This window comes from Buchananella sp. 103232, assembly GCF_058725725.1.
This window is the reverse complement of sequence record NZ_JBZXJM010000022.1, coordinates 39,433-65,575: the sequence shown is the minus strand read 5'-3', so window position 1 is coordinate 65,575 and position 26,143 is coordinate 39,433. Positions and strand designations below refer to the sequence as shown.

Here is a 26,143-nt window from a genome sequence, read left to right as displayed (position 1 = left end):
GCACCAAGCGGCCGGATGTACCCCGTTGCAACATTTGCGAGCTTGGGGGACGGTGGGCGCGTCCGGACCGCGCTAGACGCGCCCGGGCACCGCAAGGGTGCTCGCTGGGCGGCGCGAGGGTGCGCGTCGGGCGGCGCGGCTAGGACGCGCACGTGTGAGTTGCCTGCCCCATGCGGGGGTGAGCGCACAGACACTCGACTACCGGTTGCGGCCCGGGGGCCAGGTAATACGATCGACGAGTAAACGTTTTCGGTAGATGAGGTCTCCCAATGTCTTCGCAGACTCCCACTCCCGGTCAGTTCCCTGCGCCCCAGCCGATGGGGCAAGCCCCGCAGGGCTACGCAGCACAGCCCCAGGCACTCGCCGCACCGGTACCCGCCAAGCGCCCCTACCGCAAGGGCCTGGTGGCGGCCGCCGCAGCCAGCCTGGTGGCGGGCGTCGCGGCGGTCTCCGTGGCCGGGTACATGACCTTTGCCCACAACAGCACCGGCGCCTCCAGCCCCGAGGAGCTGGTTTCCAGCCTGGATGCCGCCATCGAGAAGTCCGACCTGGTGGCCCTGTCCGGCCTCATCTCGCCGGCGGACATGGCGAACGCGGTGGAGGTGCAGGACGTGGTCGGGGACCTGTTCAAGGTGGATGAGCTGGTCGGCACGGACGCGCTGCGCGCCTACGGCAAGCACATCGTGGTGCACGACAACACGCTGGAGACCAGCGTGGAGAAGTACACCGACGACCTGGCCAAGATCAACATCAACACCTGGAAGATCGACCTGGAGGTCAAGTCGGAGCTCGGCAACGAGCTGGCCGAGCGCTGGCGCGCCGCTCGCGGGGACAAGATCACCCCGATGGAGAACCTGGCCCTGTCTCAGGTTGGGCAGGAGTTCAAGAGCGAGCGCACCCAGATCGACGTGGTTAACGAGGCCACCAATTCCGGCGCGGCCCTCGCCCTGATGGCGGTGCGCGAAGACGGACGTTGGTACATCTCCCCGAGCCTGAGCCAGGACGAGTCCACCGCAGCCAGCAGCGGGATCGTCCCGAACTACCAGGCCGACTATTTGAACATTAAGTCCGACGCAGGTACTCCCGAGGAGGCCGTGCAGCGCTTCGTCGAGGCCCTGACCAAGGTCAGCCAGCCGCAGGACTTCGCTGCCGAGGACGTGATCCGCTACCTGCCGCTCGCCGAGCGCCGCCGCGCAGCCATCTACGGCGCATCCGCCCTGGAGCAGCTCAGTGAAACGGTTGCGAAGCCCAACTTCGGTGACGCGCACGGCGTGGAAGAGATGATCTCCGCGTTGAACGGGGCAGAGATCACCTGGGCGCTCACCTCCACCGAGGTGGATGGCGGCGCCATCGTCTCCCCGGGCACCACCGTCGTCGACTTCAAGGGCGGCTTCCCCGGTAAGCGGGGCGCCTACCGCCTCCAGTACGACGGTGCCGCAATCACTGCGACCGAGGACGGCATCCTGGAGGGCGAGCTCGACCTGAACGACCGCGTGGCCCACCCTGAGCGCTTTGGCATCTTCACTGTTCAGGAAGACGGTGGCTGGCGGATCTCCGCTACCTCTAGCGCGCTGAACCTGTTCACCCTCGGCGCCAGCGAGTCGGCGCTGGCCAGCGTGGGTTCCCTGATGGGCGACGCCGACCCGTCGCTGTCCCTCATCTTCGGCGGCGCCGACACGCTGGTGGAGATCGGGCGAGGCTCGCCGCTGGTGGGCACCCTGATCGCCTTCTTCGACGCGATGGCTGAGCTGAACTCCCCGAACCTGTAGGGCAGCCGAACTCAAGCAACGTGGGGGGTGGCCCAGCCGGCAGGCTGGGCCACCCCCCACTACGTCTGGCGGCTACTCCACCGCCAACAGCGCCCAACCGTGAGGAGCCAACCGGACTCGAGCCAAAGAACCACTCCCCAAAACCTGTGAGTGAGTCCCGGCTTCCACGTGCGTGGCACCCGGCACCGGCAACTCCACAATCTCGTCACTCAGGTTGATAGCCAAGCGGGCCTCCCCTGTGGGGGCGGCAGGCAGGGCGTCGTCGGCCCCCAAAACCGCAGCCGGGCGGTTGGCCGGACGAATCGCCACCACCGCAGACTGGTTGGTCAATTCCAGGACCTCCGTACGGGCGGTGTTCACCCACGGGTGGGAAGAGCGCCAGCGCAGCAGGTGGTAGTGCAGGCCGGCGGCGGCATCCTGCTCAGGGCGCGGGTGGAAGTCCCACGGCGGCGGGAAGGTGGGGCGAACCGCGTCGTCCCCGCCGGGGCGGTCCTCCTTCACACCCTCCAGGCCGTACTCGTCCCCGTAGTAGACCAGCGGGGTGCCGCCCACGCTGAGCAGCACAGCCACCGCGATCGCGGCGTCGCGCGGGTCCGGCAGGGCGGAGGCGATGCGGGTGACGTCGTGGTTACTGACGAACGTCACCGGCACAAAGTGGTCCAGCATCGCGTTGTGGCGGCGCAGGTTCCACTCCAGCTCGAACAGGTTGCGGTCGCAGAGCGAGGAGCGGATCGACTTCCACAGCTCGTACTGCGTAACAGAATCCACGCCGCTGCGCTCCACGAACTGGCCGTAGTCGCCGTGGATCATCTCCCCGTAAATGAAGGCCTCCGGGAAGCGCGAACGCACGCGCTCCACGATTGCCCGCAGCGGGGCAGGGTCCAGCGTGTAGGCAGCGTCCAGGCGCCAGCCGTCCACCCCGCGCTCCATCCAGTGACACATCACGTCCACGATGTAGTCCTGCACGCGGGGGTTGCGCAGGTTCAACGTCACCAGGTCCGGGTGCCCCTCGAAGTTGTGGAAGTACGGGCCCTCGCCAGTGGCGACGTTCCAGGACACGTGGAAGAAGTCGTAAAACTCGGAGTCGCGGCCCCGCTGGCGCACGTCCTCCACCCACGGATGCTGGGCGCCCACGTGATTGAACACGCCGTCCAGCAGCAGGCGCATGCCGCGAAAACGCAGCGCGTCCACGAGGCGGCCGAAGGCGGCGTCGTCCCCCAGCCTCGGATCGATACGGAAGTGGTCCACCGTGTCGTAGCCGTGGGAGGTGGAGGCGAAGATCGGGCCCAACTGCAGGCCCCTGAAGCCAATGCCCTTGGCGTGGTCCAGCCACGAGGAAACTATGTCCAGGCCGCCCGGATCGGGGTTGTCGGTGCGCGGCCCGTGCAAAACACCAGCCATTCCAAGGGGAAAGACGTGCCAGAAGCACGTGCTGTCAACCCAGCTCATTACTAATGCAGCTCCCTCGCTGTTAAGACTGTGGACCGGGCGCCGGGCGGCACCAGACCCGCTCCCATTGTGCCGTGGATCACTGATTGGCGCTAGTTTGCTGGCGGCAGTGTGGGCGGTCCGGGGATGAAGTGGCCCCGGGCTAGGCTTATCCCATGATCGACCTGCGTGCTCTGCGTGAAAACCCCCAGATTGCCCGTGACTCCCAGCGCGCCCGTGGCGCCGACGAAGCCCTGGTGGACCAGATCCTGGCGGCTGACGAAACCCGCCGCTCCACCCTCACCCGCTTTGAGGAAATGCGCGCGGAGCAGAAGCGAGTCTCCCAGTCCGTGGGCAAGGCCTCCCCGGAGGAGCGGCCCGCCGTGCTGGCCCGCGCAAAGGAACTCTCTGCGGCCGTGAAGGAGGCAGAGGCGCAGGCCGACGCCGCCGGGGCCGAGGCGGACAAGCTGCTGCGCCAGCTGCCCAACCTGGTGGAGGGCGCCCCCGAGGGCGGCGAGGACGACTACGTGGTCCTGGAGCACGTCGGCAAGATCCGCGACTTCGCCGCGGAGGGTGTGGAGCGGGTGCGCGACCACCTGGAGCTGGGCGAGGGCCTGGACGCCATCGACACCAAGCGCGGCACCAAGGTATCCGGGGCGCGCTTCTACTACCTCAAGGGCCTGGGCGCCCGCCTGGAGATGGCCATGCTGGCCTGCGCGCAGGACCTGGCGCTCGCCCACGGCTTCACCCCGATGATCACCCCGACGCTGGTCTCCCCGCAGGTCATGAGCGGCACCGGCTTCCTGGGCGAGCACAGCGACGAGATCTACTACCTGCCCGCCGACGACCTCTACCTGGTCGGCACCAGCGAGGTCGCCCTGGCCGGCTACCACGCCGACGAGATCGTGGACCTGAGCGACGGACCGATCCGCTACTCCGGCTACTCCTCCTGCTACCGCCGCGAGGCCGGCTCCTACGGGAAGGACACGCGCGGCATCATCCGCGTCCACCAGTTCAACAAGGTGGAGATGTTCTCCTTCTGCCGCCTCGAGGACGCGCAGGAGGAGCACAAGAAGCTCCTGGCCATGGAGCAGGAGATGCTGGCCAAGGTGGAGCTGCCCTACCGGGTGATCGACGTTGCCGCCGGTGACCTGGGCACCTCCGCCGCCCGCAAGTTCGACTGCGAGGCCTGGCTGCCCAGCCAGGAGCGCTACATGGAGGTCACCTCTACTTCGAATTGCACGACGTTCCAGGCGCGCCGCCTAGGAGTGCGGGAGCGTTTTGAGGGCGGCACGCGGCCCGTCGCCACCCTGAACGGCACGCTGGCCACCACGCGCTGGATCGTGGCGATCTTGGAAAACCACCAGCTGCCGGACGGCTCCGTGCGCGTCCCTGCGGGGCTGCGTCCCTACCTGGGCGGGCTGGAAGTGCTGGAGTCCAAGGCCTGAGGTGAGTGCGGACCAGCTGCACGACCTGGGGGCTCGTAGCGACCTGAGCGCCCGGGAGTGGCGGGGGCGCATCCGGCGGGCCCTGCCGCGCGCCCTGCCAGCGGCAGGGCCGGAGCTGATGATCTGCCTGGACATCGACGGCACCCTGCTGGGGCACGACCAGGCCGTCTCTGCCGCTGTCCGGGAGGCGCTCGCGGCGCACCGGGCCGCCGGGACCAGGCTGGTGTTGGCCAGCGGGAGGGGGCCGCGCGGTATCCGCGCGGCCGCCGAGCTGCTGGGACACACCCAGTGCTGGGCCGTGTGCTCTAACGGGGCGCTCACGGCCCGCCTGACGGGGGAGCGCGGCGAGGGCGAGACGGGTTTCACCGTGCTGACCGAGCACCTGTACGACGCGAGTGCCGCCCTGGAGAAGCTGCGCCAGGCCGTCCCGGACGCGTTCTTCGCCACCGAGACCGGCGAGGGCGGCATGAAGGCCAACCGCCCCTGGCCGTTCGAGGAGTTCGCCGACGCGATCAACGTGGTGCCCTTCGAGGAGCTGAGTGCCGACCCGGTCAGCCGCGTGGTCATGGTGGCGCGCGGCATGGAGGTCAGCGAGTTCTCTCGCCGCATCCAGGCGATCGGTCTGGAGTCCGTCTCATACGCGATCGGCTGGGAGTCCTGGTTGGACCTCACCCCGCCGGGGATCAACAAGGCCACCGGCTGCGACACGCTGCGCGAGCAGTTGGGCATCTCCCGCCACGCCACCGTGGCCATCGGGGACGGCATGAACGACCTGGAAATCCTGGACTGGGCGGAGTTCTCCGTGGCCATGGGCCAGGCCTCCCAGGTGGTGCGCGGCGCGGCCGACTTCGTCACCGCCCCCGTTGGTGAGGACGGTGCTGCCCTGGTGCTGCAGGCCCTGTTGGAGCGGTAGCGGGCGCGCCGGAGGCTCCCCTCCCGGTCCGCGCCCAACTTCCCCCACATTTGCACCTCCAAGATTTTCCGAATGTGGGGGCGGTCACGCTAACCTAAGTTGTCGCTGCGTGGACGCGCGGCGCCTCGGTGCGATCAAGGAGGATCGATGAGCTGGTTCAACGCAACGGAACACGTGCGCTGGCTAGGAGACGAGGCGCGGGCCTTGCTGGAGTTTGGCCGTGCCTCCCGCCTGGATGCTGGGTTCGGCTACCTGGACTCCAAGGGAAACCCGATGCCGGGAAAGGAACTGGAGCTCTACATCCAGTGCCGCATGACGCACGCCTACTGTCTGGGGGCCATGCTGGGCCTGCCGGGTTCGCGCCGGTTTGCTGACCACGGCGTGCGCGTGCTGCGCACGGTCTTTCGCGACCACGAGCACGGCGGCTGGTTCAGCTCCATCTCTCCCACCCTGGACTCGGGGCACGGCGTACCGATCGGGGAGGGCGGGGCCCGCAAGAGCGCCTACGCCCACGCCTTCGTGGTGCTGGCCGCCGCGTCCGCGACTGCGGCGAACCGGCCGGGTGCCCACGACCTGCTGGAGCAGGCGCTGCTGGACCAGGAGCAGCACTGGTGGGACGACCACGCGGGCATGGTGCGGGAGTCCTACAACCGCGACTACACGGAGTGCGAGCCCTACCGGGGCGCGAACGCCGCGATGCACACGGTGGAGGCGTACATCGCGGCCTCGGACGTGACGGGCAACTACGTGTGGCTGCGCCGCGCCCTGCGGATCGCCGACCGGGTGATCAACATGGAGGCCCGTGCCCACAACTGGCGCATCCCGGAGCACTACACCGAGCAGTACCAGGTGGACCTGGAGTACAACCGCGACTACCCGGCCGACCCGTTCCGCCCGTACGGCGCTACCGTGGGGCACGCCCTGGAGTGGTCCCGCCTGCTGGTGCAGCTGCGCGCGGCGCTGCGGGTGGCGGACATCGAGGCCCCCGACTGGCTGCTGCCAGCTGCGGAGGAGCTGTTTGAGACCGCCCGCACGGACGGCTGGCGCGTGGACGGGGCGCCCGGCTTCATCTACACCACGGACTTCGACGGCGCTCCCGTGGTGCGTCAGCGCATGCACTGGGTGGTTGCCGAGGGCATCGCTGCGGCCGCTGCGTTGCGCCGCGCCCTGCTGGACGACGGCGCGGGCCAGGGCAGCGTGGAGCACTACACGCACTGCTACCGCTCGTGGCTGGACTACGTGGAGGAGTTCGTGCGCGAGCGCCCGGGCGCCTGGATCCACGAGCTTGGCCCGGACAACCGCCTGTCCACCGGCACGTGGGAGGGCAAGCCTGACATCTACCACGCACTGCAGGCGATGCTGATGCCGCGCCTGTCCCTGGCGCCTTCCTTCGCGAGCGCGCTGGCGGCCGGGATGCTGGATGAGACGGAATGGTGCGTGAAGCAGGAGGAGCGCAAGAAGCGTCGCTGGTTCTAGCTATCCGGCTTTCTCTCTGTGACGCCCGGTAGCTGTCGGGTACCTGAAAGGTACCCGACAGCTACCGGTGCGCAAACAAGACTTATCCACAGGGGATGTCTGCGTCTTGCAAGGAGTACAGAGCCACAGTTAGGATTGCTGGCAGTTGGGCGTTATGAACTACGCGCCCGACTTATGGCCCCTCTCGAGGGGCCTATTCTTCTTTCTGCCTGGGGGCGATGTGGACCGGTATGCGCTGCTCGTTGACGCGGGATACTTCTTCGCGGCCGGAAGCAGTGCAGCGTTCGGGGAGGCCGTAGAGCGCAGGCGGCTCAGACTCACCGATCCTGCAGAGTGCATCAGGTCCCTAGTGCATGAGGCCGAGAAGCTATGTGATGGTGCAAAGATCCTGCGCACATACTGGTATGACGCCGTTCCGGGAGTTGAGCTAACCGCAGCTCAAGCGGAGCTCGCCGTTCTCCCGTCTCTTAAGCTTCGGTTGGGAGTCATAAACGGGGCCGGGCAGCAGAAGGGCGTGGACACCCTGATTGTTACTGACCTGGTTGAGTTGGCACGAAACAGAGCGATCAGCGACGCCGTGGTTGTGTCCGGGGATGAGGACATTCGAATCGCGGTGAGTCTGGCGCAATCGTTCGGTCTGAGGGTCCACTTGCTTGGGGCCGGCAATATAGCGAGGAACATGAGTCGAACCTTGCGGCACGAGGCAGACACCGTGGCTGTCCTCCCCGAGGAATGGCTCAAGAATCACCTGGAGCCTGCCCCGGAGAACAGTGCAGTTGGGCAAAGCGTGCAGCCGGAGGCTCGGTCGCGTGTCTGTGCCGGTCAGCCTGAACCTGAGGCCAGTCGCATACAGGTCGATTTGGAAATCGTCACTGGGGAGGAACTCGACGAGAGTGCTCGCAGGGTGGCTGCCAGTTTGATCGCACAGGTTGACGCCAGGCGTCTGGAGCAGCTACGAGCCCAGCTCGAGAGCACGGGCAAGATTCCCAGCGAGTTTGACCGCCCGTTTGTAGGAGCAATCGCAAGACTGCAAGGTGGAGGGCGCCTTAGCGGGGGAGAGCTTGGGAAGGCACGCAAGGTTTTCAGGCAGTGCGTTTGCGCAAACCCTCAGACTCGTTGAAGGTCCGACGTTCCACCGCCCGCCCCGCCTTAAGGCGGCCCGCGCCCGGGAAGCGTTTTAGGCTTGGGGCATGACCCATCGCAGCGCGCCCCGAGGCGGGCAAGCCCCGCCGCCGTCCAGCCACACAGCTAGCGCAGCCGCAGGTCTCCCACCTCTGCCGGCGCGCACCCGCCTAGCCACGCTCCTGGGCAACAGCGCCAAGTACCTCTCCCGCACGCTGAAGGTGGGCTCGGGCGGCATGATCGGCGGCAAGGTGGCCCTGCGTCTTGACCCGCACCTGCTGGAGCGCCTGGCCCGGGGCCGGCGCGTGGTGCTGGTGACCGGCACGAACGGCAAGTCCACCACCACGCGCATGATCGCGGCGGCGCTCAGCAGCGTCGGCCAGGTGGCCACCAACTCGGGGGGCGACAACATGCTGGACGGCATCGCCTCGGCGTTCATGGCCGCCCCGCGCGCCCCGTTGGCGGTGCTGGAGGTGGACGAGATGCACCTGCCGATGGTCGCCAAGGCCACCAGGCCGGCTGCCTTGGTGCTGCTGAACCTGTCGCGCGACCAGCTGGACCGGGTGGGGGAGATCGGCACCATCGAGCAGCGCCTGCGCGAGGCCGTCAACGCCTGCCCGGACGCGCACGTGATCGCCAACGCGGACGACCCGCTGATCGCCTCCGCCGCCTGGGACTCCGGGCGCGTGACCTGGGTGGCGGCCGGGACGGGCTGGAACCTGGACTCCGTCACCAGCCCGCGCACCGGCACGCCCGTGTTGCGCGACGGCGAGCACTGGTACGCCGCCCCCGCCCTGGAGGGCGCCGCCGTGCAGACCGGACCTGGCCAGGTGCCCGTAGCCGAGTTCGTGCGCCCCCGCCCCCAGGTGTGGGTGGAGCGCGGCACCGAGACCCCCAGCGGCAGCGAGTTCGTGGTGCGCCTGGAGCGCTCCCTGCTGGGCGGGATGGACGACGCCTCTCCCGCCGCCCCGATCACGCGGCCTGACCTCGCTGCGGTCGGGGGGCAGGGGGGCGCGGGTGGAGCGTCGTCCACGGATGAGGCCGTAGCGGTGAAGGTGCGTCTCAACCTGCCCGGGCGCGCCAACCAGGCCAACGCCGCCCAGGCCCTGGCTGCGGCGGTGCGGCTAGGCGCGCAGAGTGCGCTCGCGGCGGCCGTGCTGGCCGAGCTGCGGGAGGTGGCCGGGCGCTACTCCAGCGTGCGCGTGGACGGCCGCGAGGTGCGCCTGCTGCTGGCGAAGAACCCGGCCGGCTGGCAGGAGTCGATGAGCATGTTCAACCCGGACGCGGACTCGGTGCTGCTGGCCGTCAACGGGCAGATCCCGGACGGGGAGGACCTGTCCTGGCTGTGGGACGTGGACTTCACCGCCGTCAAGCGCTACGCGGACGCCGGCGGTCCCGTGATCGCGTGCGGCGAGCGCGTGGCCGACCTCTCCGTGCGCCTGACCTACGCGGGCATCCCGCACAGGGTGGTGGAGACCCCGGCGCAGGCCGTGGCCTGCTGCCCCAACGGCACCGTGGAGGGGCTGCTGAACTACACGGCCTTCCGCGACTACTACCGCGAGCTCACCCTGGCCGGCTACTTCACCCCCACGGGCAGCGCGGGGGCCACCCTGACGGCCCGCACGGGCGCTTCCGGGGCCGGGGCCGCCTGCGAGAGCGCGGTGACCGGTGGGGAGCCGGAGGTCAGCGGCGGCGAGAAGAGCGAGGAGGCGCGGCGATGACCCTGCGCATTGGTTTGATCCTGCCGGACCTGCTGGGCACCTACGGTGACAGCGGCAACGCGGTGGTGTTGGCGCACCGGGCGCGGGCGCGCGGGTACGACGCCCAGGTGCTCACGGTCCACTACGGCGAGCCGATCCCCGACTCCCTGGACATCTACGCGCTGGGTGGCGGGGAGGACGTGGCGCAGTCGCTGGCGGCTGCCCACCTGCTGGCCGACGGCGGCCTGGCCCGCGCCGTGGAGCGCGGCGCGCCGGTGCTGGCGATCTGCGCCGGCCTGCAGGTGCTAGGGGAGTGGTTCACCGACGCCGAGGGCCGCCGCGTGCAGGGCTGCGGCCTGATCGACGCGCGCACCACCCCGAGCGGGTCGCGCATGATCGGCGAACTGGCGGTCAAGCCCTCCAGCCTGCTTGCGGATTGGGCAGTGGACGACGTTCTGCTGGGCTTTGAAAACCACGGCGGCCGCACCGAGCTGGGGCCGGACGCGGCGCCGCTGGGCGAGGTGCTGTCCGGGTGGGGCAACGGCGCGAAGGACGGGGCCACGGACGGGCGGTTGGACGGGGCCATTGCGGGCTCCGTGCTGGGCACCTACGCGCACGGCCCGGTGCTGGCGCGCAACCCTCAGCTGGCTGACGCGCTGCTGGCCCGCGCTCTCGGGGTGGGCGTTGCAGACCTGGCGCCCGTGGAGGTGGAGCTGCAGCAGCGGCTGCGCGCCGAGCGCGCGGCGGCGGCCAAGGTCAAGCTCTAGCGCGTCCGCGCGGCGGCGTGGCGGCATGGCTGCGCGGGTCCACTGCTGGGCCTGGCTGCGTGGCGGGGCTCGGTGCGCTCCCACGCGCGATCTTCGCTGCGGTTTTGCCGACCCTGGCGGGAAGCTGCCAGAATGGGCGGGTAAGGAGAGTTGTCCGAGCGGCCGAAGGTGACAGTCTTGAAAACTGTTGTGCGGTGACCCCGCACCAAGGGTTCGAATCCCTTACTCTCCGCCAGAGGAGCCCGGGAGTGGTGATCAACCACTCCCGGGCTCAGGTTTTGCGTGGCAGTGGACTTTGGTTAAGATAGGCGGGCCTGGAGACGTCGCATAGCCAGGTCGAGTGCGCCTCCCTGCTAAGGAGGTAGGGGTTCACGCCCCTCGCGGGTTCAAATCCCGCCGTCTCCGCGAATGCCCGGAGCCCGTCAGGGTTCCGGGCTTTTGCGTTCCCGAGCGGCGTGCCCGCCCGCTCCTCGATTCGCCGAAACTTGTCAAACCGCGTTGGGCCTTGTCCGTAGGCACCCCGCTAAGGACAAGTTCCGTGGGGGTTGGACAAGTTTCGGCGGGGGAGTGCTGTGACAGGGCATCGACGCGGAGCCAGCGGGGCGCCTTGAGGGTCGGTGGGCCGCCTTGAGGGTCGGTGGGCCGCCTTGAGGGTCGGTGGGCCGCCTGCTGGGGCGATGGGCCGGTGGGCCATGTCTGGGGTTATAGGACAAAATGTGTTGCTTTTGGGTGGGTGGGGTTGCAGGTGAGTCCCGCATTGTGGTGTAACCACTTGGTGGTCGGCCCGGCTTGTGGATGTAGGCGCGGTCACCGTGTGATCCTTCGAGGAATCTCCTACAACCCGCTCGAAAGGACTCGTTACGATGACCGCTCCTCATATTGTCGATCCTGCCGGCCTGCTGAGTGAAGCTCTGGCCGAAGCTTGGCCCGACCTGATGCGTGATCTGCTGCAGACGGTGATCAACGCGCTGCTGTCTGCCCACGCGCACGCCGTGTGCGGCGCCCAGTGGGGCCAGCCCAGCCCCGAGAGAGTCACGCAGCGCAACGTTTAGCGCCACCGCCCCCTGGATGAAGCCGGCCCATTCACCTTCGTGGCTGCCGACGCACTGACGATGAAGGTCCGTGAAGGTGGACGCGTCGTCAACGCCGTTGTCATGGTTGCCACCGGCGTCAACGCTGACGCACGCCGCGAGGTCCTGGGCACCCAGGTCGCCACCGCCGAGACCGGCACGGCAGGCAACGCATTCTTCGCTGACCTGGTCGCCCAAGTCCTTGGCGGGGTGCCTCTGGTCACCAGCGACGCTCACGCAGGCCTAGTTGACGCGATCGGAGCGAACCTGCCAGGGGCCTCCTGGCAGAGGTGCCCTACCCACTACGCCGCCAACCTCATGAGCGCCACCCCCAAGAGCCTGTGGCCCGCCGTCAAGGCGATGTGGCCCTCCGTCTACGACCAGCCCGACGCTGCCAGTGTCCACGCTCAGTTCGACCGACTACTGGACTACGTTGCCGACAAGATCCCTGCAGTGGCCGAGCACCTGGACGCAGCCCGGGCGGATTGGCTGGCCTTGACCGCCTTTCCCAAAGACGTATGGCCCCAGATCTGGTCCAACAATCCCCATGAGCGCCTCAACAAGGAGATCCGCCGCAGAACCGACTCAGTAGGAATCTTTCCCAACCGAGAGGCCGTCACCCGCCTCGTCGGAGCCGTCCTGGCCGAACAAACCGACCAATGGGCCCAACGACGCCGCTACCTCAGCCTCGATGCCCTCACCCGCTGTCGTCTCCACCTCGTCCCCAACGACGACATCCAAACCATCACCCACCCCCTCCCCGCACTAACCGCCTAACCCCTTACCAGCACCTTGAAGGACTGTTACACCACTCAAAGGGACTTGACCCGAAGACGGCAACCACACACGCAAAGGCTGGGCAGGAAGAACCACCTGAACACCCCAAGACACGCCCGAGATTTACACACTTTTTGAGCATTAGCCCCCAACTTCAAACCCCACTTTGCCCAACAAACACAACGAAAACCAAGCCCCAAAGCAACACATTTTGTCCTATAGCCCCGATCCGGTGCTCGGGCAACAAAAAATCCGCTACGCGATTGCGGAGCGGATCCTCTGCGCGCCCGAAGGGACTCGAACCCCTAACCTTCTGATCCGTAGTCAGATGCTCTATCCATTGAGCTACGGGCGCATTGTCTTGCGACTTGAGAAGTCTAACTGGCGGTGGGTGTCGAACGCAAATCCAGCGGCTGTGATCCGTCGCACCGAGCCCTCGTCGCAAGTGCTTCAAAGTAAAAATAATATGGCGGCTGTGCCGGCGGGCAGCCTCGCGTGGCGAGGCTGCTTCGCGGCTCTACGGTGTACTAGCGCCAGTATTCTCGATAATGCAACGGTACCTAGCGTCCGGAGCTGGACTGCTTGGAAAGGAAGAACATGCGCATTGCAATCATTCTTGGCTCCACCCGTGAGGGCCGATTTGGCGACCAGATTGCCAAGTGGGTTGACGGTATCGCCCAGGGGCGCAGTGGCGAGGCGGTCTATGAGCTGGTGGACCTGGTGGACTTTGAGCTGCCCTTCTTCAACGGGCCGGTTTCCCCCAAGGGCATGAACAAGGAATACTCGGACCCTCGCGTCCGGGAGTGGTCCGCCAAGATCGATTCCTTCGACGGGTTCGTGTTTGTTACCCCCGAGTACAACTACTCCGTCCCGGCCCCGTTCAAGAACGCAGTGGACACCCTGGGTGAGGAATGGCAGGGCAAGCCCGTTGCCTTCGCCGGGTATGGATACGGCGGCGGACTAAAGGCCATCTCCGTGTGGCGCAACACCGCGGCCGGATTCAAGATGCCGGAGGTGGAGCAGGTGCTCTCCTTCAGCCTTGTCTCCGAGGTCCAGGACGGCGCCTTCACGCCGGCAGAGGGCCAGGAGGACAACGTAAACGCAGTACTCGACGCATTGGAGCAACTAACTGCCTAGCTAAAGACGGAGGCGGTAGAAAAGGGTGGGGCAGCGGGCCAAATGGCTCGCTGCCCCACCCTTAGCCTTGAGCGCCTTAGCGCTTGCTGATGATGCCGACCACAGAACGCTGGACGGCAGCCTGCAGGGTTCCTGTGCCGCCGATGATCTCCACGTGGCGGATCACCTTGTGATCCTGCAGGTACTTGGCGGTGGCTGGGGAGAGCGCGGCTTGCTTGCTCAGCAGCAGTGGGGCTCCCATGGCGGCAGCCAGTGCGCCGCCCGGCAGGGCGTCGGCGTAGGTGGCGCCAGAGGCCAGCACTGCGGAGGTTGCCTGCGAGGCAAAGCGCTCGGCCAGCAGGGCAGCGGTGCCCTCCCTGTCTGCGCCGGCCACGACCGTCAGCTTGCCGGCTCCGCCTGCCAGGGCCTTGGCGGCAGGGCCACCCACTGCCACCTTTCCAAGGGCGGCGTGCTTGGCCAGGAAAGCCTTAGTAGGGGCAGGAAGGGTGGCGCCGGCGGAAAGAACGATCACGCCGCCGCTGCGGGCGGCGGCCGGCCCGGCCGCCAGCGCGTCGGGGAACTGGGTGCCGTCGGCAACGAAGATTCGATCCACTGCCCCGTTAGCTGCCACCTCCTTGGCGACGGCAACGGCAGTCTCGTAACGGGTGCCACCCGCCACGCGAACAGCGTTGAAGTTGGCTGAGCGCAGAGCGGCCAACTTGCCTTCCGCCACGGAAGTGGTGCCGCCCACCACGTAGACCTTCTTAATGCCCTTGTTCTTCAGCACCTCTAGCACCATTGGCTCCAGCTGCTTAGCCGTGGTCAGCAGGAGGGGGCCCTCTACTGTGGCAGCCAACGGTCCGGCTGCAACGGCGTCGGCGAAGCCGCTACCGGAGACGAGCACGGCAGCGTCGCCGGTGAAGACGGCAGAGTTAGCTGCCTTCACGGCGGTTGCTACGCGGTTGTCCCCAGCGATGCGGTGCACGGTGCCCGGAGCCGGGGCTGCGGACGGGGTGAGGCTCGGCTCGGGAGTGGGCGTGACGGTGGGGGTCATCGAGGGTTGCGGCGTGACAGTGACGCTGGGCTTGGGGGTCGGAGTGACGGAAACGCTCGGCTTGGGAGCGGGAGTGACGGTGGCGGTCATCGAGGGTTGCGGCGTGACAGTGACGCTGGGCTTGGGGGTCGGAGTAGGCGCTGGGTCAACCGGGATAGCCGGCTTGACCTTGGCGTGCCACTCGTCGCTTACTGTCAGTTCGTCGCCGCCAGCGACGGGGGTGCCGGTGAAGGTAACCACGTTCGCGTGGGTGGAGTAGATCCGCATAGCGGCCATTTCTGCGGTGCAGCTGATGACTCCCTTGGCGGGGAGGCTGTAAGAGGGGTCCGGTGCCACGCGGCCGTTGGCTGCCTTGTAATCGTGGGAACCGATGCGGCAAGAGAAGTTGCTCAGCGCCGGGCCGTTTTCAACCTCGTAGCTAATGGAAATGTTCTTCAGCGGGTGCATGCCGGTGTTGGTGACGCGGACCTTGACCTGCTGCGGGGCATCCTTCGCGACTTCCAGGGCAGTGGCAACGGTGTCGTGGTCTCCGGCAGGAAGCGGGTCGGGCTCGCCGTCCTTGAGAACGGGGGCATCTCCCTGGAAAACTACGCCGCCCCACTCGCCGCTATAGGTCTCGATGTCCACGCTGGACGGCAGACGCACAAAGCCAAAGTCGATGGAGTTGTTGGTACCGCCGTTCTCATCCACATTGAAGACGTGAGAGGGGGTTTCGTTGGAGTCCAGCTCGTTGTTTCCGCCCTGCTTTACGAGCGTTGGCTTGTAACCCTGCGGGGTACGGGCAAACACCTTGTAACGCACTCCGTAGATCGGTACGGGCAAGCCAGTGAAGGAGTAGTGGCCAGATGCGTTCGTGGTAGTAAACGGGCGCAGAGGGGGGCGGATCGGTTGGTTGTCGGTGCGGCTGAGGAAGACGCTCACATTGGGAATACCGGGTTCTCCCTCCTCCTGGATGCCGTTTCCGTTCTTGTCTTCCCAGATCAAGTCCCCAATGTTGATGACACTTTCATTGGCTGCCACTGCGGCAGGAGCGGTCTCGCTTAGCGGAGTGGCCAAGGCTGCCGGCGCAGGGGAAAGCAACCCCAAGGCGACTGGAACAATCGCCAGGGTGGGCAGAGCCCTGCGGGATATTGAATTTGAATGGAAGAGCACGTTGCCTCCGAAAGGGGGATTAACGCCGCAGCAAGGTTTAGCTGCGGAGGGGGATTCTTTGCCGCCGGGCGGGGCCGCGAAGCCAGTGGGTGGCTGCTCCTCAGCTCCTAATCAGCGCAGTTGCGCAAGGCTAAGGCAATCAATGAGTTTAACGCGGAGCAGGTAAGAGGCAAGAGGAGAGCCCAGTTAGTTGCCCAGCCCACCACCGCCCCGCTTGCCGCTAGCCGCCCGGGCGCGCGTCACCGCCTTGCGCAACTCGTCGTACCAGAGCACTACGCTCGCCATGCCCACGCTGATTGCCCAGTGCCGCAGGTCCAGCGCGGCGGTGGAGAAGGCGGCCTGGAAGAAGGGCAGTTCCACCACCGCCCACTGCAGCACGACTCCCAAAGCGAGCGACGCCCACAACCAGCCGTTGGTGAAAATGCGGGTGAAGGCGCTCAGCTCGTCGGAGCGGGAGTTGAACGTGTTGAAAAGCTGAGCGAACACCAGGGTGGTGAACGCGGCCGTGCGCGCCACCTCCACGGAGTCGGTGCCGGCAAAGAGGCCACCCGGCAGGAAGTAATCGAAGGTCAACAACGTCACTGCCGCCATCACCGCCCCCACGCCCAGAATGCCGCCCCACATGCGCTTGTCGATGATGCGGTCGGTGGTTCGGCGTGGGCCGCGCCCCATCAGGTCACCAGTGGCGGGGTCCACGCCCATCGCCAGGGCGGGGCCGGAGTCGGTGATCAGGTTGATCCACAGGATCTGCGTGGCCACCAGCGGCACAATCACGGCGCCGGACTCGCCGCGCAGTCCGAATATGCCCGCCAGCAGCACGCCGCCGAACACGGTCATGACCTCACCCATGTTGGAAGAGAGCAGGTAGCGCAGGAACTTACGGATGTTGTCAAAGATGCGGCGGCCCTCGCGGACGGCGGAGACGATCGTGGCGAAGTTGTCGTCAGCCAGCACCATCGTGCCGGCCTCCTTGGTCACCTGCGTGCCCGTGATGCCCATGGCCACACCGATGTCTGCCTGGCGCAGCGCGGGTGCGTCATTCACGCCATCGCCGGTCATTGCCACCGTCTCACCATCGGCCTGCAGGCACTTCACGATCGCCATCTTGTGGGCGGGAGCCACGCGCGCGTACACGCTCACCTCCCGCACGGCCTGGCTAAGCTCGGCAGGGCTGAGCAGGCTCAGCTCCCCACCGGTCAGTACGCGGGCACCCACTGGGGCAATCCCCAGGTCCGCAGCGATACGCCCAGCTGTGGCCGGGTGGTCGCCCGTGATCATCATGACTCGCACCCCGGCCCGCAGGGCCTCAGCCACCGCCGCAGCGGCCTCCGGCCTGGGCGGGTCAATTATCCCGACGATGCCGGTCAGGATCAGGCCGGACTCCACCTCTTCATCGCTGGGGGCGGCAGGAGAGGCGTCGTGCACAGGGGAGTCAAAGGCGGCGGCCTCGCTGTCTGAAAGCGGGCGGTAGGCGGTGGCCAGGGTGCGCAGGGCGCGGCCGGACATGTCGCTTACCTCGGCGAGCAGGTGGGAGCGCGTGGGCTCGTCCAGGTCCACCACCTCGCCGCCGCGCACGATGCGGGTGCAGCGCTCCAGCAGCACGTCGGGCGCGCCCTTGGAGAAAACGAAGACCTGCCCGCGCGGCTCGTGCCGGCAGATCACGCTCATCATCTTGCGGTCCGAGGTGAAGGGGATGGAAGACAGGCGCGTGTAGTCCTCTGCGCGGCGGGAGGGGGCGTCGGCGGTGTCGTTGCCGCTCAGGGCCAGTTTGCCCTCCGCCACGAAGAACGCGCCCTCGGTGGGGTCGCCCAGGATGCGCCAGGTGCCGTCCTCGCCGCGCGCCAGCTCCGCGTCGGAGGCCAGCGTGCCGCCCAGCAGCGTGGCGGTGACCTCGTCGCGGCGCGGCCCGGTCAGGGCGGGGGAGTCCATCACGTAGTCGCGGTCGGCGTCCGGGCCCAGGTCCCCCTCCGGCAGGTAGCCCACCCCGGAGACGATCGTGGCGCCCGAGGCGGTGACCACCTCCTGGATCGTCATCTCGCTCTTGGTGAGTGTGCCGGTCTTGTCCGAGCAGATCACGCTGGCCGAACCCAGCGTCTCCACGCTCGTCAGCTTCTTCACCACCGCGCGATGGGCCGCCATGCGCCGCACCCCCAGCGCCAGCACCAGTGAGAGGATGGCAGGCAGGCTCTCCGGCACTGCCGCCACCGCCAGCGACACGCCCAGCAGCAGCGACTCGATGATCGCCTGCGGGGTGTCCACGCCGTTGATTGCCAGCATTACCGCCACGACCGCCACCGCGATCAGGCCCACCACGATGCCGAGCACCTTGGAGACCTGCGTGATCTCCCGTTGCAGCGGCGTGGGGGCGTCCTCCACCGAGTTCAGCATGAGCGCGATCTCGCCCATCTGCGTGGCGCGCCCCGTGGCCGTCACGAGAGCCGTGGCGCTGCCCTGGGCCACCGACGTGCCGCGAAACACCATGTTGGTGCGCTCGGCCAGCGGCGTGTCGGCCGGCAGAGTCCCGTTGGTGGCCGTGTCTTGCTGCGGCGAAGCGCTGGGGGCGGTTTGGTGGCCGACGTCGTCCACCCGCCGCTCGGACGAGGGCGGCGCGGTCTGCGTGGCGGCCGGCGTTGGGCTGGCCGGTGCGGGGGCGGCGCCGGGGTGGGCCGGCGTGGGGGCTGGCGCGGAGGTCGCCGGCGTGGGGGCGTTGGTTTTGGTGACGGGCTCGGACTCGCCGGTCAGGGAGGATTCGATGACGCGCAGGGCCTCGGCGCGTAGCAGGCGGGCGTCGGCGGGGACCTGGTCGCCCTCGGCAAGCAGGATCACGTCACCGGGGACCAGCTGGGAGGCGGGCAGCTCGGTGCGCTGGCCGTCGCGGATCACGGTGGCCTGCGCCTGCGTCATCTGTTGCAGGGCTGCCACGGCGGAGGCGGCCTTGGACTCCTGGATCAGGCCGATGGCGGCGTTCAGGATGATCACCGCTGCGATTACCAGGGAGTCGATGGGGGCGCCGTGGGCACCCTCGATCGCCCACGCCACCGTCGAGATGACGATGGCGACGAGCAGCAGGATCACCAGCGGGTCGCGGAACTGCTCCAGCACGCGCCGCCACAGGGGGGTGGGGGGCTTGGAGGGAAGCTCGTTGGGGCCGTGCGAGGCAAGGCGGGAGGCGGCGTCGGCGGCCGAGAGTCCGGAAGTGGCGCTAGCGCCCAGGTGCTCCAACAGGGCGGCGGTGGCCGCGGCGTGGGGGTGGGCGAGGACAGGTGAATCGGATGGGACGCCACTCATGCTTCAAGGCTAAGCGGGCGGCGGGAGCGGCGCTGGGTATGAGGGGCGGGGTACTTCTCATTCCACTTGAACAGAGGCCCGGAACAGAGTACGGTGAAACCGGCGTCGAGCTCACATGCGAGCCGCGAGCCACTTCCGGGGGTCTAAGGCTAAGGTCTTAGGCCCCCGTGCTACACCTTGCTACGTCTAAGGGGCTTGGGTGCTGATTGCGTACCTGGATGAGTTTGGTCATGTCGGCCCCTATTGGGGGTCCGACCATCCCAAGTATAGCCATAGTCCAGTCTTTGGCTATGCTGGCTTCGTCCTTCCTGATGGTTATCTTCGCCAGTTTTCCAAGTGTGTCCATGTAGCCAAAAGTAGCTACTTTGTCAACGAAATCAGCGATGCTGAAGATCCCCATTCGTGGGAAAAGAAAGGGGCAGAGCTACTAACTCGCGGCGCATACGAGAAGTATGGGAGCGAGACGACTCGGCTGCTTGTTCAGTTGGCGTGGGGGCTTCGAAGGAATCATGGCAGATTCTTTTTCTATGGCGAGTTGAAGCCGCGCAAAGAAAGCCCCAAGGATAGGCAGCGCATCCGAGAACGGTCGTCGTCAGCGCTTATTGGTGCCGTGCATCGCATTGCCCGTTTCGCGGCAAGTCAAGAGAAAAATGTTTACATTTTCCTAGACCAGGTTGATGACGCTAACAGGAAGCATGCGATCGACGTGATCTCTGCCCAGATGTTTGCGCAAGGTCAAGAGCATATGGTTCGGCTGGTGGAGATTCCTACGCAGGTAGAAAGCTCATGATATGCGGCTATGCAGTTCGCGGACTGGTACTGTGCTCTGCTGTCTAGAGTTGTAAAAGAGAAGCTTACTAGCAATTCTGACTTCGCATGGGCACCTGCTTTGCTTGGTAGTGTAAGTGGGGCGTGCTCATTTGTGAAGGAATCGAGAATCTGGAATCCCCAGGCGCAGAGGGCAATTAAGAGTAGCTTGCTTGTTGAAGGGGCAGGCCGGATAGACCTAGAAAACCTGGACAGTTACGAAGGGGTCGGGATAACCCAACGCTTGGGTGATCGTCCTGCATTCGCGGATATTGCTGCTCGCATTCATGCTGCGTCAAACAGTGTTGGGTAGTGCGAGGAGCGGTACCTTTGGTAGCTCTTCACAATCCGGGGCGTGGGTGTGCCCGGTCGTTTCGAGCGACAGTCGACTCGGGCGACAAGAGTCGCAACGGGCGACAAAACTTGGTGTTGGGTGGTTTTGATGCCCCGGAGGAACTGCCCCACGGCACCAAAACCACCCAACGTCAACTAATGCAGCGTTTCGCCGATGCTGGGTTCACCTGGCGCAGCGCTGGGCGCCCCAAGCGGCATGGAAGATTCCCGCCCAGCGGGGCTTGGCCCGCCCGAGTACAGACCCGCCGCCTCGAGATAGCCACAACGACGCCCTCCTCTGAGGAGAGCCGGATGAGGGCGGGGTGTTGGTCGAAGTAGGGAGGGTTAGCGAGTGGCGGTCAGGTGCGGGAATTGCGCTTGGCTCCCGGTGGTGGGCGGCCTGCGTGGTCGTCACACCTCGGGTTTGCCAATGGCGGCCAGCATCGCCGTAATCGGGAGTTATGGCTAAGATGAGCGTCATAAGGGGGTGGGAGAAGTGGCCGGTTATCGCATCCAGCGGGAGTTGAAGGAGTTCGGTGAGCACATCCGCCAGTGGCGCATGGTGCTGGGAGTGACCGCGCAGCAGACGGTTGAGCGTGCGAGCATCTCGCGCGACACGCTGCGCAAGATCGAACAAGGAGATCCGACGGTGTCCTTCTCCTCGGTCGCGCAGGTCTTGCGCGCGCTGGGGCAGTTGCAGGCGGTGGTGGACGCCACGGACCCGCTGCGAACGGACATCGGAAAGCTGCGCGCGGACCGGCTCACCCGCAGGAGGGCGCAATGACCCGGGTAGAGGTCTATCTGGATGTGGCCGGCGTGTCTGGGCAGACGGGCGTCCCCGTTCTTGTGGGGCACGCGTTCTTCACGCGCAGTAGGGCCGGGGTGACCACCACCTTTGCGTACGACCCCACCTACCTGAACGCGGGCGGCCCCAACATAGACCCGAACTTGACCCTGGGCAGCAGCCCGCAGTACTTCCCGGGCTTGTTAGGAGCCTTCGGGGATACGGCCCCCGACAGGTGGGGCCGCAACCTTCTGGACAAGGCTGAGCGGCTGCAGGCGGCGGAGGAGAAGCGTGCGCCACGGAAACTGGATGACCTGGACTACCTGCTGGGGGTCTCTGACAACACCCGGCAGGGAGCGTTGCGGTTCAAGGCTCCTGGCGGCGAGTTTGTTGGCAGGGCATCCGCTGTGCCGCCGATGGTTTCTCTGCCGCATCTGTTGCACTTGGCCGATCAGGTCTCGGGGGATGAAGACCCGGGGCTGGCCGTCAAGGCATTGCTGGATACGGGGACCACGGGCCTAGGTGGGGCGCGCCCAAAGGCGTCGGTCACGTTGGGGGATGGGGCTTTGGCGATCGCAAAGTTCCCCCACGCCTCCGACCAGTGGGACGTGCTGGCGTGGGAAGGTGTTGCACTGAGTATCCTGCGGGCAGCGGGCGTGGGGGTGCCGGAGTTCGAGGTGGCAAAGGTGGGGCCGCGCAACGTCCTGATCGTGCGCAGGTTCGACCGTGAGCGCGACGGGACAAGGGTGCCCTACATCAGCGCCATGACGGCACTTGGTATGCGCGATGGCGAACACGCCGACTACCTGGACCTGGCTGATTCGGTCCGGGATCTGTCCGGCAGTCCGGCGCATGATCTGGGCGAGTTGTTTGATCGCGTGGTGCTGAGCGTGCTGCTTGGAAATACGGACGATCACCTGCGCAACCACGGTTTTCTGTGGCGCGAGGGCGGGTGGAGCCTGGCCCCCGCCTTTGACGTCAACCCGAACCCGCACCCGGGGGCGCGGCGGTCAACGTCAATCATGGGTGCTGACACGTTCCCGGAGGAGATGGACGCCCTGATCGGATTTGCTGAGGCGTGCGACGTTCCGCCGGCCGACGCAAGGGTGCGCATCTCCGAGTTGCGGCTGCTTGTTGCCGGCTGGGAGCAGTACGCGCGGCGCGCGGGACTTGCCGGGAAAGACGTGTCTGTCATGGAAGAGGCGCTGGCCCAGAGAACGGCGCCGCGTCCGTTCGGGGCGTAGGAGGCGCAGAAGCGTGTTGGGGGCAGCTGCCGGAGAGGTTTGGGCTGTCCGGTCCGCTGAGCCGTAGCCCGGGAGCGCCGTGCCTACCGCCCGTTGCCGTTCCCGAACCTGCCCCACCACGCCTTGAGGGCGTCGATTACCTTCTCGCGTAGCGTCGCCGCCCGCGGGTCAAGCATGCGTGACGTTAATGGGCTAGTTCAAGGCCCGTGAATGGGCTAGTTCATGGCCCGTGGATGAGATAGTAGCGGGGTCGTGAATGGCATAGTTTGCGGCCCGTGGATGGGCTAGTCCATCTGCCGTGAATGGGCTAGTAGGGTAGGGTCTGGTCTCATGGAGTACCTGCCACGCACGGTGGATGCCGAGTTGGACCAGCTTCTGGCTGAGGTCCCCGCTATCGCCTTGGACGGCCCTAAGGGCGTAGGGAAGACCGCCACAGCCAGTCGGCGTGCCGATTCGGTTTGGCAGCTGGACGACCCAGCCCAGCTGGAGGTTGTGCGAGCTGACTTTTCGCTCTCCACGCTCGCGTCAGGTACGGCGCTAATAGACGAGTGGCAGCGCTTGCCGCAGGTTTGGGACGCGGTGCGGCGGAGTGTGGACAGCGGTGCCCCTCCCGGGCGTTTTCTACTCACTGGCTCTGCTACGCCGGTCGATTCCGTCGGTACGCATTCGGGTGCGGGGAGAATTCTCTCCTTGCGGATGCGGCCCATGGCGCTGCATGAGCGGGGTCTTTGCACGCCCGCGGTTTCTCTCTCTGCCCTTTTGAATGGAGACAGGGAGGTGACAGGCGCCTGCAGATTCGAGCTAGCTGACTACGCGCGGGCAATCGTTTCGAGTGGCTTGCCAGGCATCATGGGTGCAAGCCCTAGGGCCAGGCGGGCGCTGCTGGACTCCTACCTGCAAAGGGTGATCGATCGAGACCTCCCCGACCAGGGATATGACGTGCGCCGTCCTGAGGTTCTTCGCAGATGGCTAGCTGCTTACGCTGCAGCGTCTTCCACGACCACCTCTTACTCAAAGATTCTTGACGCAACCACCGGCGGGGATGGGAGTCAACCCTCCAAGGCTACAACCGAGCATTACAGGGAGCACCTGGCACGACTATGGCTTCTCGATCCCATCCCGGGCTGGCTGCCTAGCAACAATCCGTTCAAGCGCCTACAGCAGGGGCCAAAGCATCAGCTTGCCGACCCTGCCCTAGCGGTAAGGCTGTTAGGCCTGACTGAGGCGACGTTGGTCTCTGCAGGTGGAGCGCACCTGGTGGGACCGCTCTTTGAGTCGCTAGTTGCTTTGGGAGTGCGTGTAATGGCGCAGGCCGCAGAAGCGACTGTCGCGCACCTTCGCCTGTTTGGAGGAGATCGGGAAGTCGACTTGATCGTCGAGGGGGCAGAGGGACAGGTGATCGGGGTTGAGGTGAAGCTCTCTGGTGCCGTTACCGATGCTGACGTTCGTCACCTGTTGTGGTTGCGTGAGCAGATGCCTGGTCGCGTAGTTGATCTGATGGTTGTCAACACAGGCCCAGTCGCCTACCGCCGCCCGGATGGAGTCGCTGTAGTGCCCCTGGCGTTGCTCGGCCCGTGAGAGCCGGACTGCGTGGAGGCAGCGCCTTTCGTGGGGTGCACCCCATCCCTCCAGTGCCGCACCGGGTGGTTCAAATTCGTACGGCCTAGACCTTGTGCAGCCGACCTAGACCGTAGAGCACCACGCAAGGTCTAGGTCGAGTGCATAAGGTCTAGGTGGTCCAAATTTGGAACGAATTGCGGCCCCAATGCGCCAGCCGCCATTTCCCGCCCACGTTCCTGAGTCCCCCACCTCGCCCACTCACGGGAGTAAGGTGCATAGCGGCCCGCTATCAGTAGCTTGCCGCGCCCCCTCAGACTAAGGACTCAAGGATGAACCCGGCCACCACCCCCACCTCGGGCGATCACCCCACCCCCGGCACACCCACCCCCGTCGCAAGCCGCCCCGCCCCCACCCCCGCCGCCCCTCAACGCGCGCAGGGGCCGCGCGGGAACGTCGGCGAACCGACCCGCGCCGCCGACGGCCGCGTGATCCAGTGGACCGCCCCGCGCCTGGTGGAGGTCACCGAGCGCACCACGATCCCCTCGCTGTTGGCGGCGCGCGTGGAGCGCAGCGCGGACCGCCCGCTGCTGGCGGTGAAGGACGCGCTGGGCACGAACTGGCGTTACCTCACGGCCGCGCAGTTCAGTGAGGAGGTGGAGCGTACGGCAGCCGGCCTGATCGGGCTGGGCCTGGAGGCGGGCGCGCGCGTGGCGATCATGTCCCGCACCCGCTACGAGTGGACGCTGCTGGACTACTCGTGTTGGGCGGCGGGCCTGGTGCCGGTGCCGATCTATGAGACCTCGTCGGGGGAGCAGATCGAGTACATCGTGCGGGACGCGGAGGTGCGCGCCGTGGTTACGGAGACCACCACGCAGCTGGAGTTGGCGCGCACCGCCTGCCAGGCCGCCGGGCTGCCGCAGGCGCACCTGTTCTCCCTGGACACGGACGCGATTGACCAGATTCAGGCGATGGGGGCCGACGTTCCGCCCGGCGCCGTCGCGGAGCGCACCGCCGCGTTGACCACGGCGAGCCTGGCGACGATCGTCTACACGTCGGGCACTACGGGCCGCCCCAAGGGCACGGTGATTACGCACGGTAACTTCACGGACCTGGCGGTCAACTCCCACGCGTGGATGCCGGAGGTGGCGATGGGGCAGGACTCGCGCCTGCTGCTGTTCCTCCCGCTGGCGCATGTGTTCGCCCGCTTCTTGCAGGTCTTCCAGCTCTCCGGCGAGGGCATCTTGGGCCACACCCCGGACACCAAGAACCTGTTGGCGGACCTGGCCACCTTCAAGCCCTCCTACCTGCTGGCGGTGCCGCGGGTGCTGGAGAAGATCTACAACTCGGCCGACGCGAAGACCGGCGGCGGGTTGAAGCAGAAGCTGTTCCGTTGGTCGGCCAAGGTGGCGATCGCGTACTCGCGGGCGCTGGAGAAGGGCCCGGCCCCTGCTTCTTTGCGCCTCCAGCGTGCCATCGCCGACCGCCTGGTGTACGCCAAGATCCGTGCCCTGGTGGGCGGCAACGCGGGCTTCATCATCTCCGGTGGCGCGCCGCTGTCCACGCGCCTGGCGCACTTCTACACGGGCTTGGGCCTGCCGGTCTTGGAGGGCTACGGGCTGACGGAGACGGTGGGCCCGCTGTCGGTGAACACGCCCACGCTTTCCAAGATCGGCACGGTGGGTCCGGCGCTGCCGCCGCTGCAGGTGCGCATTAGTGACGACGGCGAGATCCTCATCAAGGGCCCCTCGGTGTTCCAGGGCTACCACAACGCCCCGGAGGCCACGGCGGCCGCGTTCACCGAGGACGGCTGGTTCCGCACGGGCGACCTGGGCTCTCTGGACTCCGACGGCTACGTGCGCATTACGGGCCGCGCCAAGGAAATCATCGTCACGGCGGGCGGCAAGAACGTGGCCCCGGCGGCCCTGGAGGACCCGCTGCGCGGCCACCCGCTGATCAGCCAGGTCGTGGTGGTGGGCGACCAGCGTCCGTTCGTCGCCGCCCTGGTGACCCTGGATGAGGAGATGCTGCCGGGCTGGCTGAAGAACCACGCCCTGCCCGCCATGCCGGTCACGGAGGCCGCTACCCACCCGGAGGTGCTGGCCGCCCTGGACCGCGCAGTGGAGCGCGCCAACAGGCACGTCTCGCGCGCGGAGGCGATCCGCAAGATCAAGGTCCTCACCACGGACTTCACCGAGGCCAACGGCCTGCTCACCCCCTCCCTGAAGGTCAAGCGCGCGGAGGTCATCGCCCGCTTCGCCGCCCAGGTGGATGAGATTTACGGCGGCCCGGTTCGCCCCGCCGGCGAGGAGGAGTAGGCCAGGAGGGCCGACACTGC

16 protein-coding genes, 3 tRNA genes and 1 pseudogene are annotated in these 26,143 nt (G+C 66.8%); 16 read left to right on the top strand and 4 right to left on the bottom strand.

Annotated features, from left to right (window positions below):
* Positions 1 to 269: 269 nt before the first annotated feature.
* On the top strand, positions 270 to 1,769 hold the full coding sequence (locus tag AC4PWQ_RS03765) for a hypothetical protein (RefSeq protein ID WP_492089797.1): 1,500 nt from the start codon (positions 270 to 272) through the stop codon (positions 1,767 to 1,769).
* Between the two features lie 72 nt (positions 1,770 to 1,841).
* On the opposite strand, the gene AC4PWQ_RS03760 is transcribed toward AC4PWQ_RS03765, so the two are convergent.
* Positions 1,842 to 3,218: an alpha-amylase family glycosyl hydrolase gene (locus AC4PWQ_RS03760; protein ID WP_492089796.1), complete on the bottom strand. Its 1,377-nt coding sequence runs from the start codon at positions 3,216 to 3,218 to the stop codon at positions 1,842 to 1,844.
* Between the two features lie 155 nt (positions 3,219 to 3,373).
* Here AC4PWQ_RS03760 and serS point away from each other — a divergent pair, with 155 nt between their 5' ends.
* The 9 genes and pseudogenes from serS (at position 3,374) to AC4PWQ_RS03715 (ending at position 12,470) form a co-directional block, all read left to right on the top strand.
* The gene (gene serS / locus AC4PWQ_RS03755) at positions 3,374 to 4,645 is read left to right on the top strand and encodes a serine--tRNA ligase (RefSeq protein ID WP_492089795.1); all 1,272 of its coding nucleotides are present in this window, start codon (positions 3,374 to 3,376) and stop codon (positions 4,643 to 4,645) included.
* Between the two features lies 1 nt (position 4,646).
* Complete coding sequence (locus AC4PWQ_RS03750) at positions 4,647 to 5,558, top strand: HAD family hydrolase (RefSeq protein ID WP_492089794.1); 912 nt, start codon at positions 4,647 to 4,649, stop codon at positions 5,556 to 5,558.
* 147 nt (positions 5,559 to 5,705) lie between these two features.
* Positions 5,706 to 7,034 carry an AGE family epimerase/isomerase gene (locus AC4PWQ_RS03745; protein WP_371173710.1) on the top strand — a complete coding sequence of 443 codons (1,329 nt, stop codon included), beginning with the start codon at positions 5,706 to 5,708 and terminating at the stop codon, positions 7,032 to 7,034.
* 154 nt (positions 7,035 to 7,188) lie between these two features.
* A complete protein-coding gene (locus tag AC4PWQ_RS03740; protein ID WP_492089799.1) occupies positions 7,189 to 8,154 on the top strand; it encodes an NYN domain-containing protein in 966 nt (321 codons plus the stop codon).
* A gap of 70 nt (positions 8,155 to 8,224) precedes the next feature.
* Entirely contained in the window at positions 8,225 to 9,877 is a 1,653-nt protein-coding gene (locus AC4PWQ_RS03735; RefSeq protein WP_371163953.1) for a MurT ligase domain-containing protein, read from the top strand.
* Positions 9,874 to 10,623 carry a type 1 glutamine amidotransferase gene (locus AC4PWQ_RS03730; protein WP_492089793.1) on the top strand — a complete coding sequence of 250 codons (750 nt, stop codon included), beginning with the start codon at positions 9,874 to 9,876 and terminating at the stop codon, positions 10,621 to 10,623. Before AC4PWQ_RS03735 ends, AC4PWQ_RS03730 begins: the two co-directional genes overlap by 4 nt.
* 144 nt (positions 10,624 to 10,767) lie before the next feature.
* Positions 10,768 to 10,858 (top strand) — tRNA-Ser (locus tag AC4PWQ_RS03725).
* Between the two features lie 81 nt (positions 10,859 to 10,939).
* Positions 10,940 to 11,028: transfer RNA gene (locus AC4PWQ_RS03720), tRNA-Ser, on the top strand.
* A 458-nt stretch (positions 11,029 to 11,486) separates the two neighbouring features.
* Positions 11,487 to 12,470: pseudogene (locus AC4PWQ_RS03715) on the top strand (IS256 family transposase).
* Positions 12,471 to 12,752: 282 nt separating this feature from the next.
* Here AC4PWQ_RS03715 and AC4PWQ_RS03710 read toward each other — a convergent pair.
* Positions 12,753 to 12,825, bottom strand: a tRNA-Arg gene (locus AC4PWQ_RS03710).
* A 242-nt stretch (positions 12,826 to 13,067) separates the two neighbouring features.
* Between AC4PWQ_RS03710 and AC4PWQ_RS03705 the strand changes: the two genes are divergently transcribed.
* On the top strand, positions 13,068 to 13,607 hold the full coding sequence (locus AC4PWQ_RS03705) for an NADPH-dependent FMN reductase (protein ID WP_371152925.1): 540 nt from the start codon (positions 13,068 to 13,070) through the stop codon (positions 13,605 to 13,607).
* A gap of 76 nt (positions 13,608 to 13,683) precedes the next feature.
* On the opposite strand, the gene AC4PWQ_RS03700 is transcribed toward AC4PWQ_RS03705, so the two are convergent.
* Positions 13,684 to 15,624, bottom strand: coding sequence for a cell wall-binding repeat-containing protein (locus tag AC4PWQ_RS03700; protein WP_492089792.1), 1,941 nt, complete (start codon positions 15,622 to 15,624; stop codon positions 13,684 to 13,686).
* Between the two features lie 354 nt (positions 15,625 to 15,978).
* Positions 15,979 to 19,080, bottom strand: a complete 3,102-nt coding sequence (locus AC4PWQ_RS03695; RefSeq protein ID WP_492089791.1) for a cation-translocating P-type ATPase — start codon at positions 19,078 to 19,080, stop codon at positions 15,979 to 15,981.
* A gap of 199 nt (positions 19,081 to 19,279) precedes the next feature.
* Between AC4PWQ_RS03695 and AC4PWQ_RS03690 the strand changes: the two genes are divergently transcribed.
* From AC4PWQ_RS03690 to AC4PWQ_RS03670, 5 genes are all read left to right on the top strand, one after another.
* Positions 19,280 to 19,870 carry a DUF3800 domain-containing protein gene (locus AC4PWQ_RS03690; protein WP_492089790.1) on the top strand — a complete coding sequence of 197 codons (591 nt, stop codon included), beginning with the start codon at positions 19,280 to 19,282 and terminating at the stop codon, positions 19,868 to 19,870.
* Positions 19,871 to 20,716: 846 nt separating this feature from the next.
* Positions 20,717 to 21,004 (top strand): helix-turn-helix domain-containing protein, encoded by a 288-nt coding sequence (locus tag AC4PWQ_RS03685; protein ID WP_371152921.1) that lies wholly within the window; start codon positions 20,717 to 20,719, stop codon positions 21,002 to 21,004.
* Entirely contained in the window at positions 21,001 to 22,248 is a 1,248-nt protein-coding gene (locus AC4PWQ_RS03680) for a type II toxin-antitoxin system HipA family toxin (protein WP_492089789.1), read from the top strand. Before AC4PWQ_RS03685 ends, AC4PWQ_RS03680 begins: the two co-directional genes overlap by 4 nt.
* A 330-nt stretch (positions 22,249 to 22,578) precedes the next feature.
* The gene (locus AC4PWQ_RS03675) at positions 22,579 to 23,826 is read left to right on the top strand and encodes an ATP-binding protein (protein WP_371163943.1); all 1,248 of its coding nucleotides are present in this window, start codon (positions 22,579 to 22,581) and stop codon (positions 23,824 to 23,826) included.
* A 311-nt stretch (positions 23,827 to 24,137) separates the two neighbouring features.
* The gene (locus tag AC4PWQ_RS03670) at positions 24,138 to 26,123 is read left to right on the top strand and encodes an AMP-dependent synthetase/ligase (RefSeq protein ID WP_492089788.1); all 1,986 of its coding nucleotides are present in this window, start codon (positions 24,138 to 24,140) and stop codon (positions 26,121 to 26,123) included.
* Positions 26,124 to 26,143: the final 20 nt, after the last annotated feature.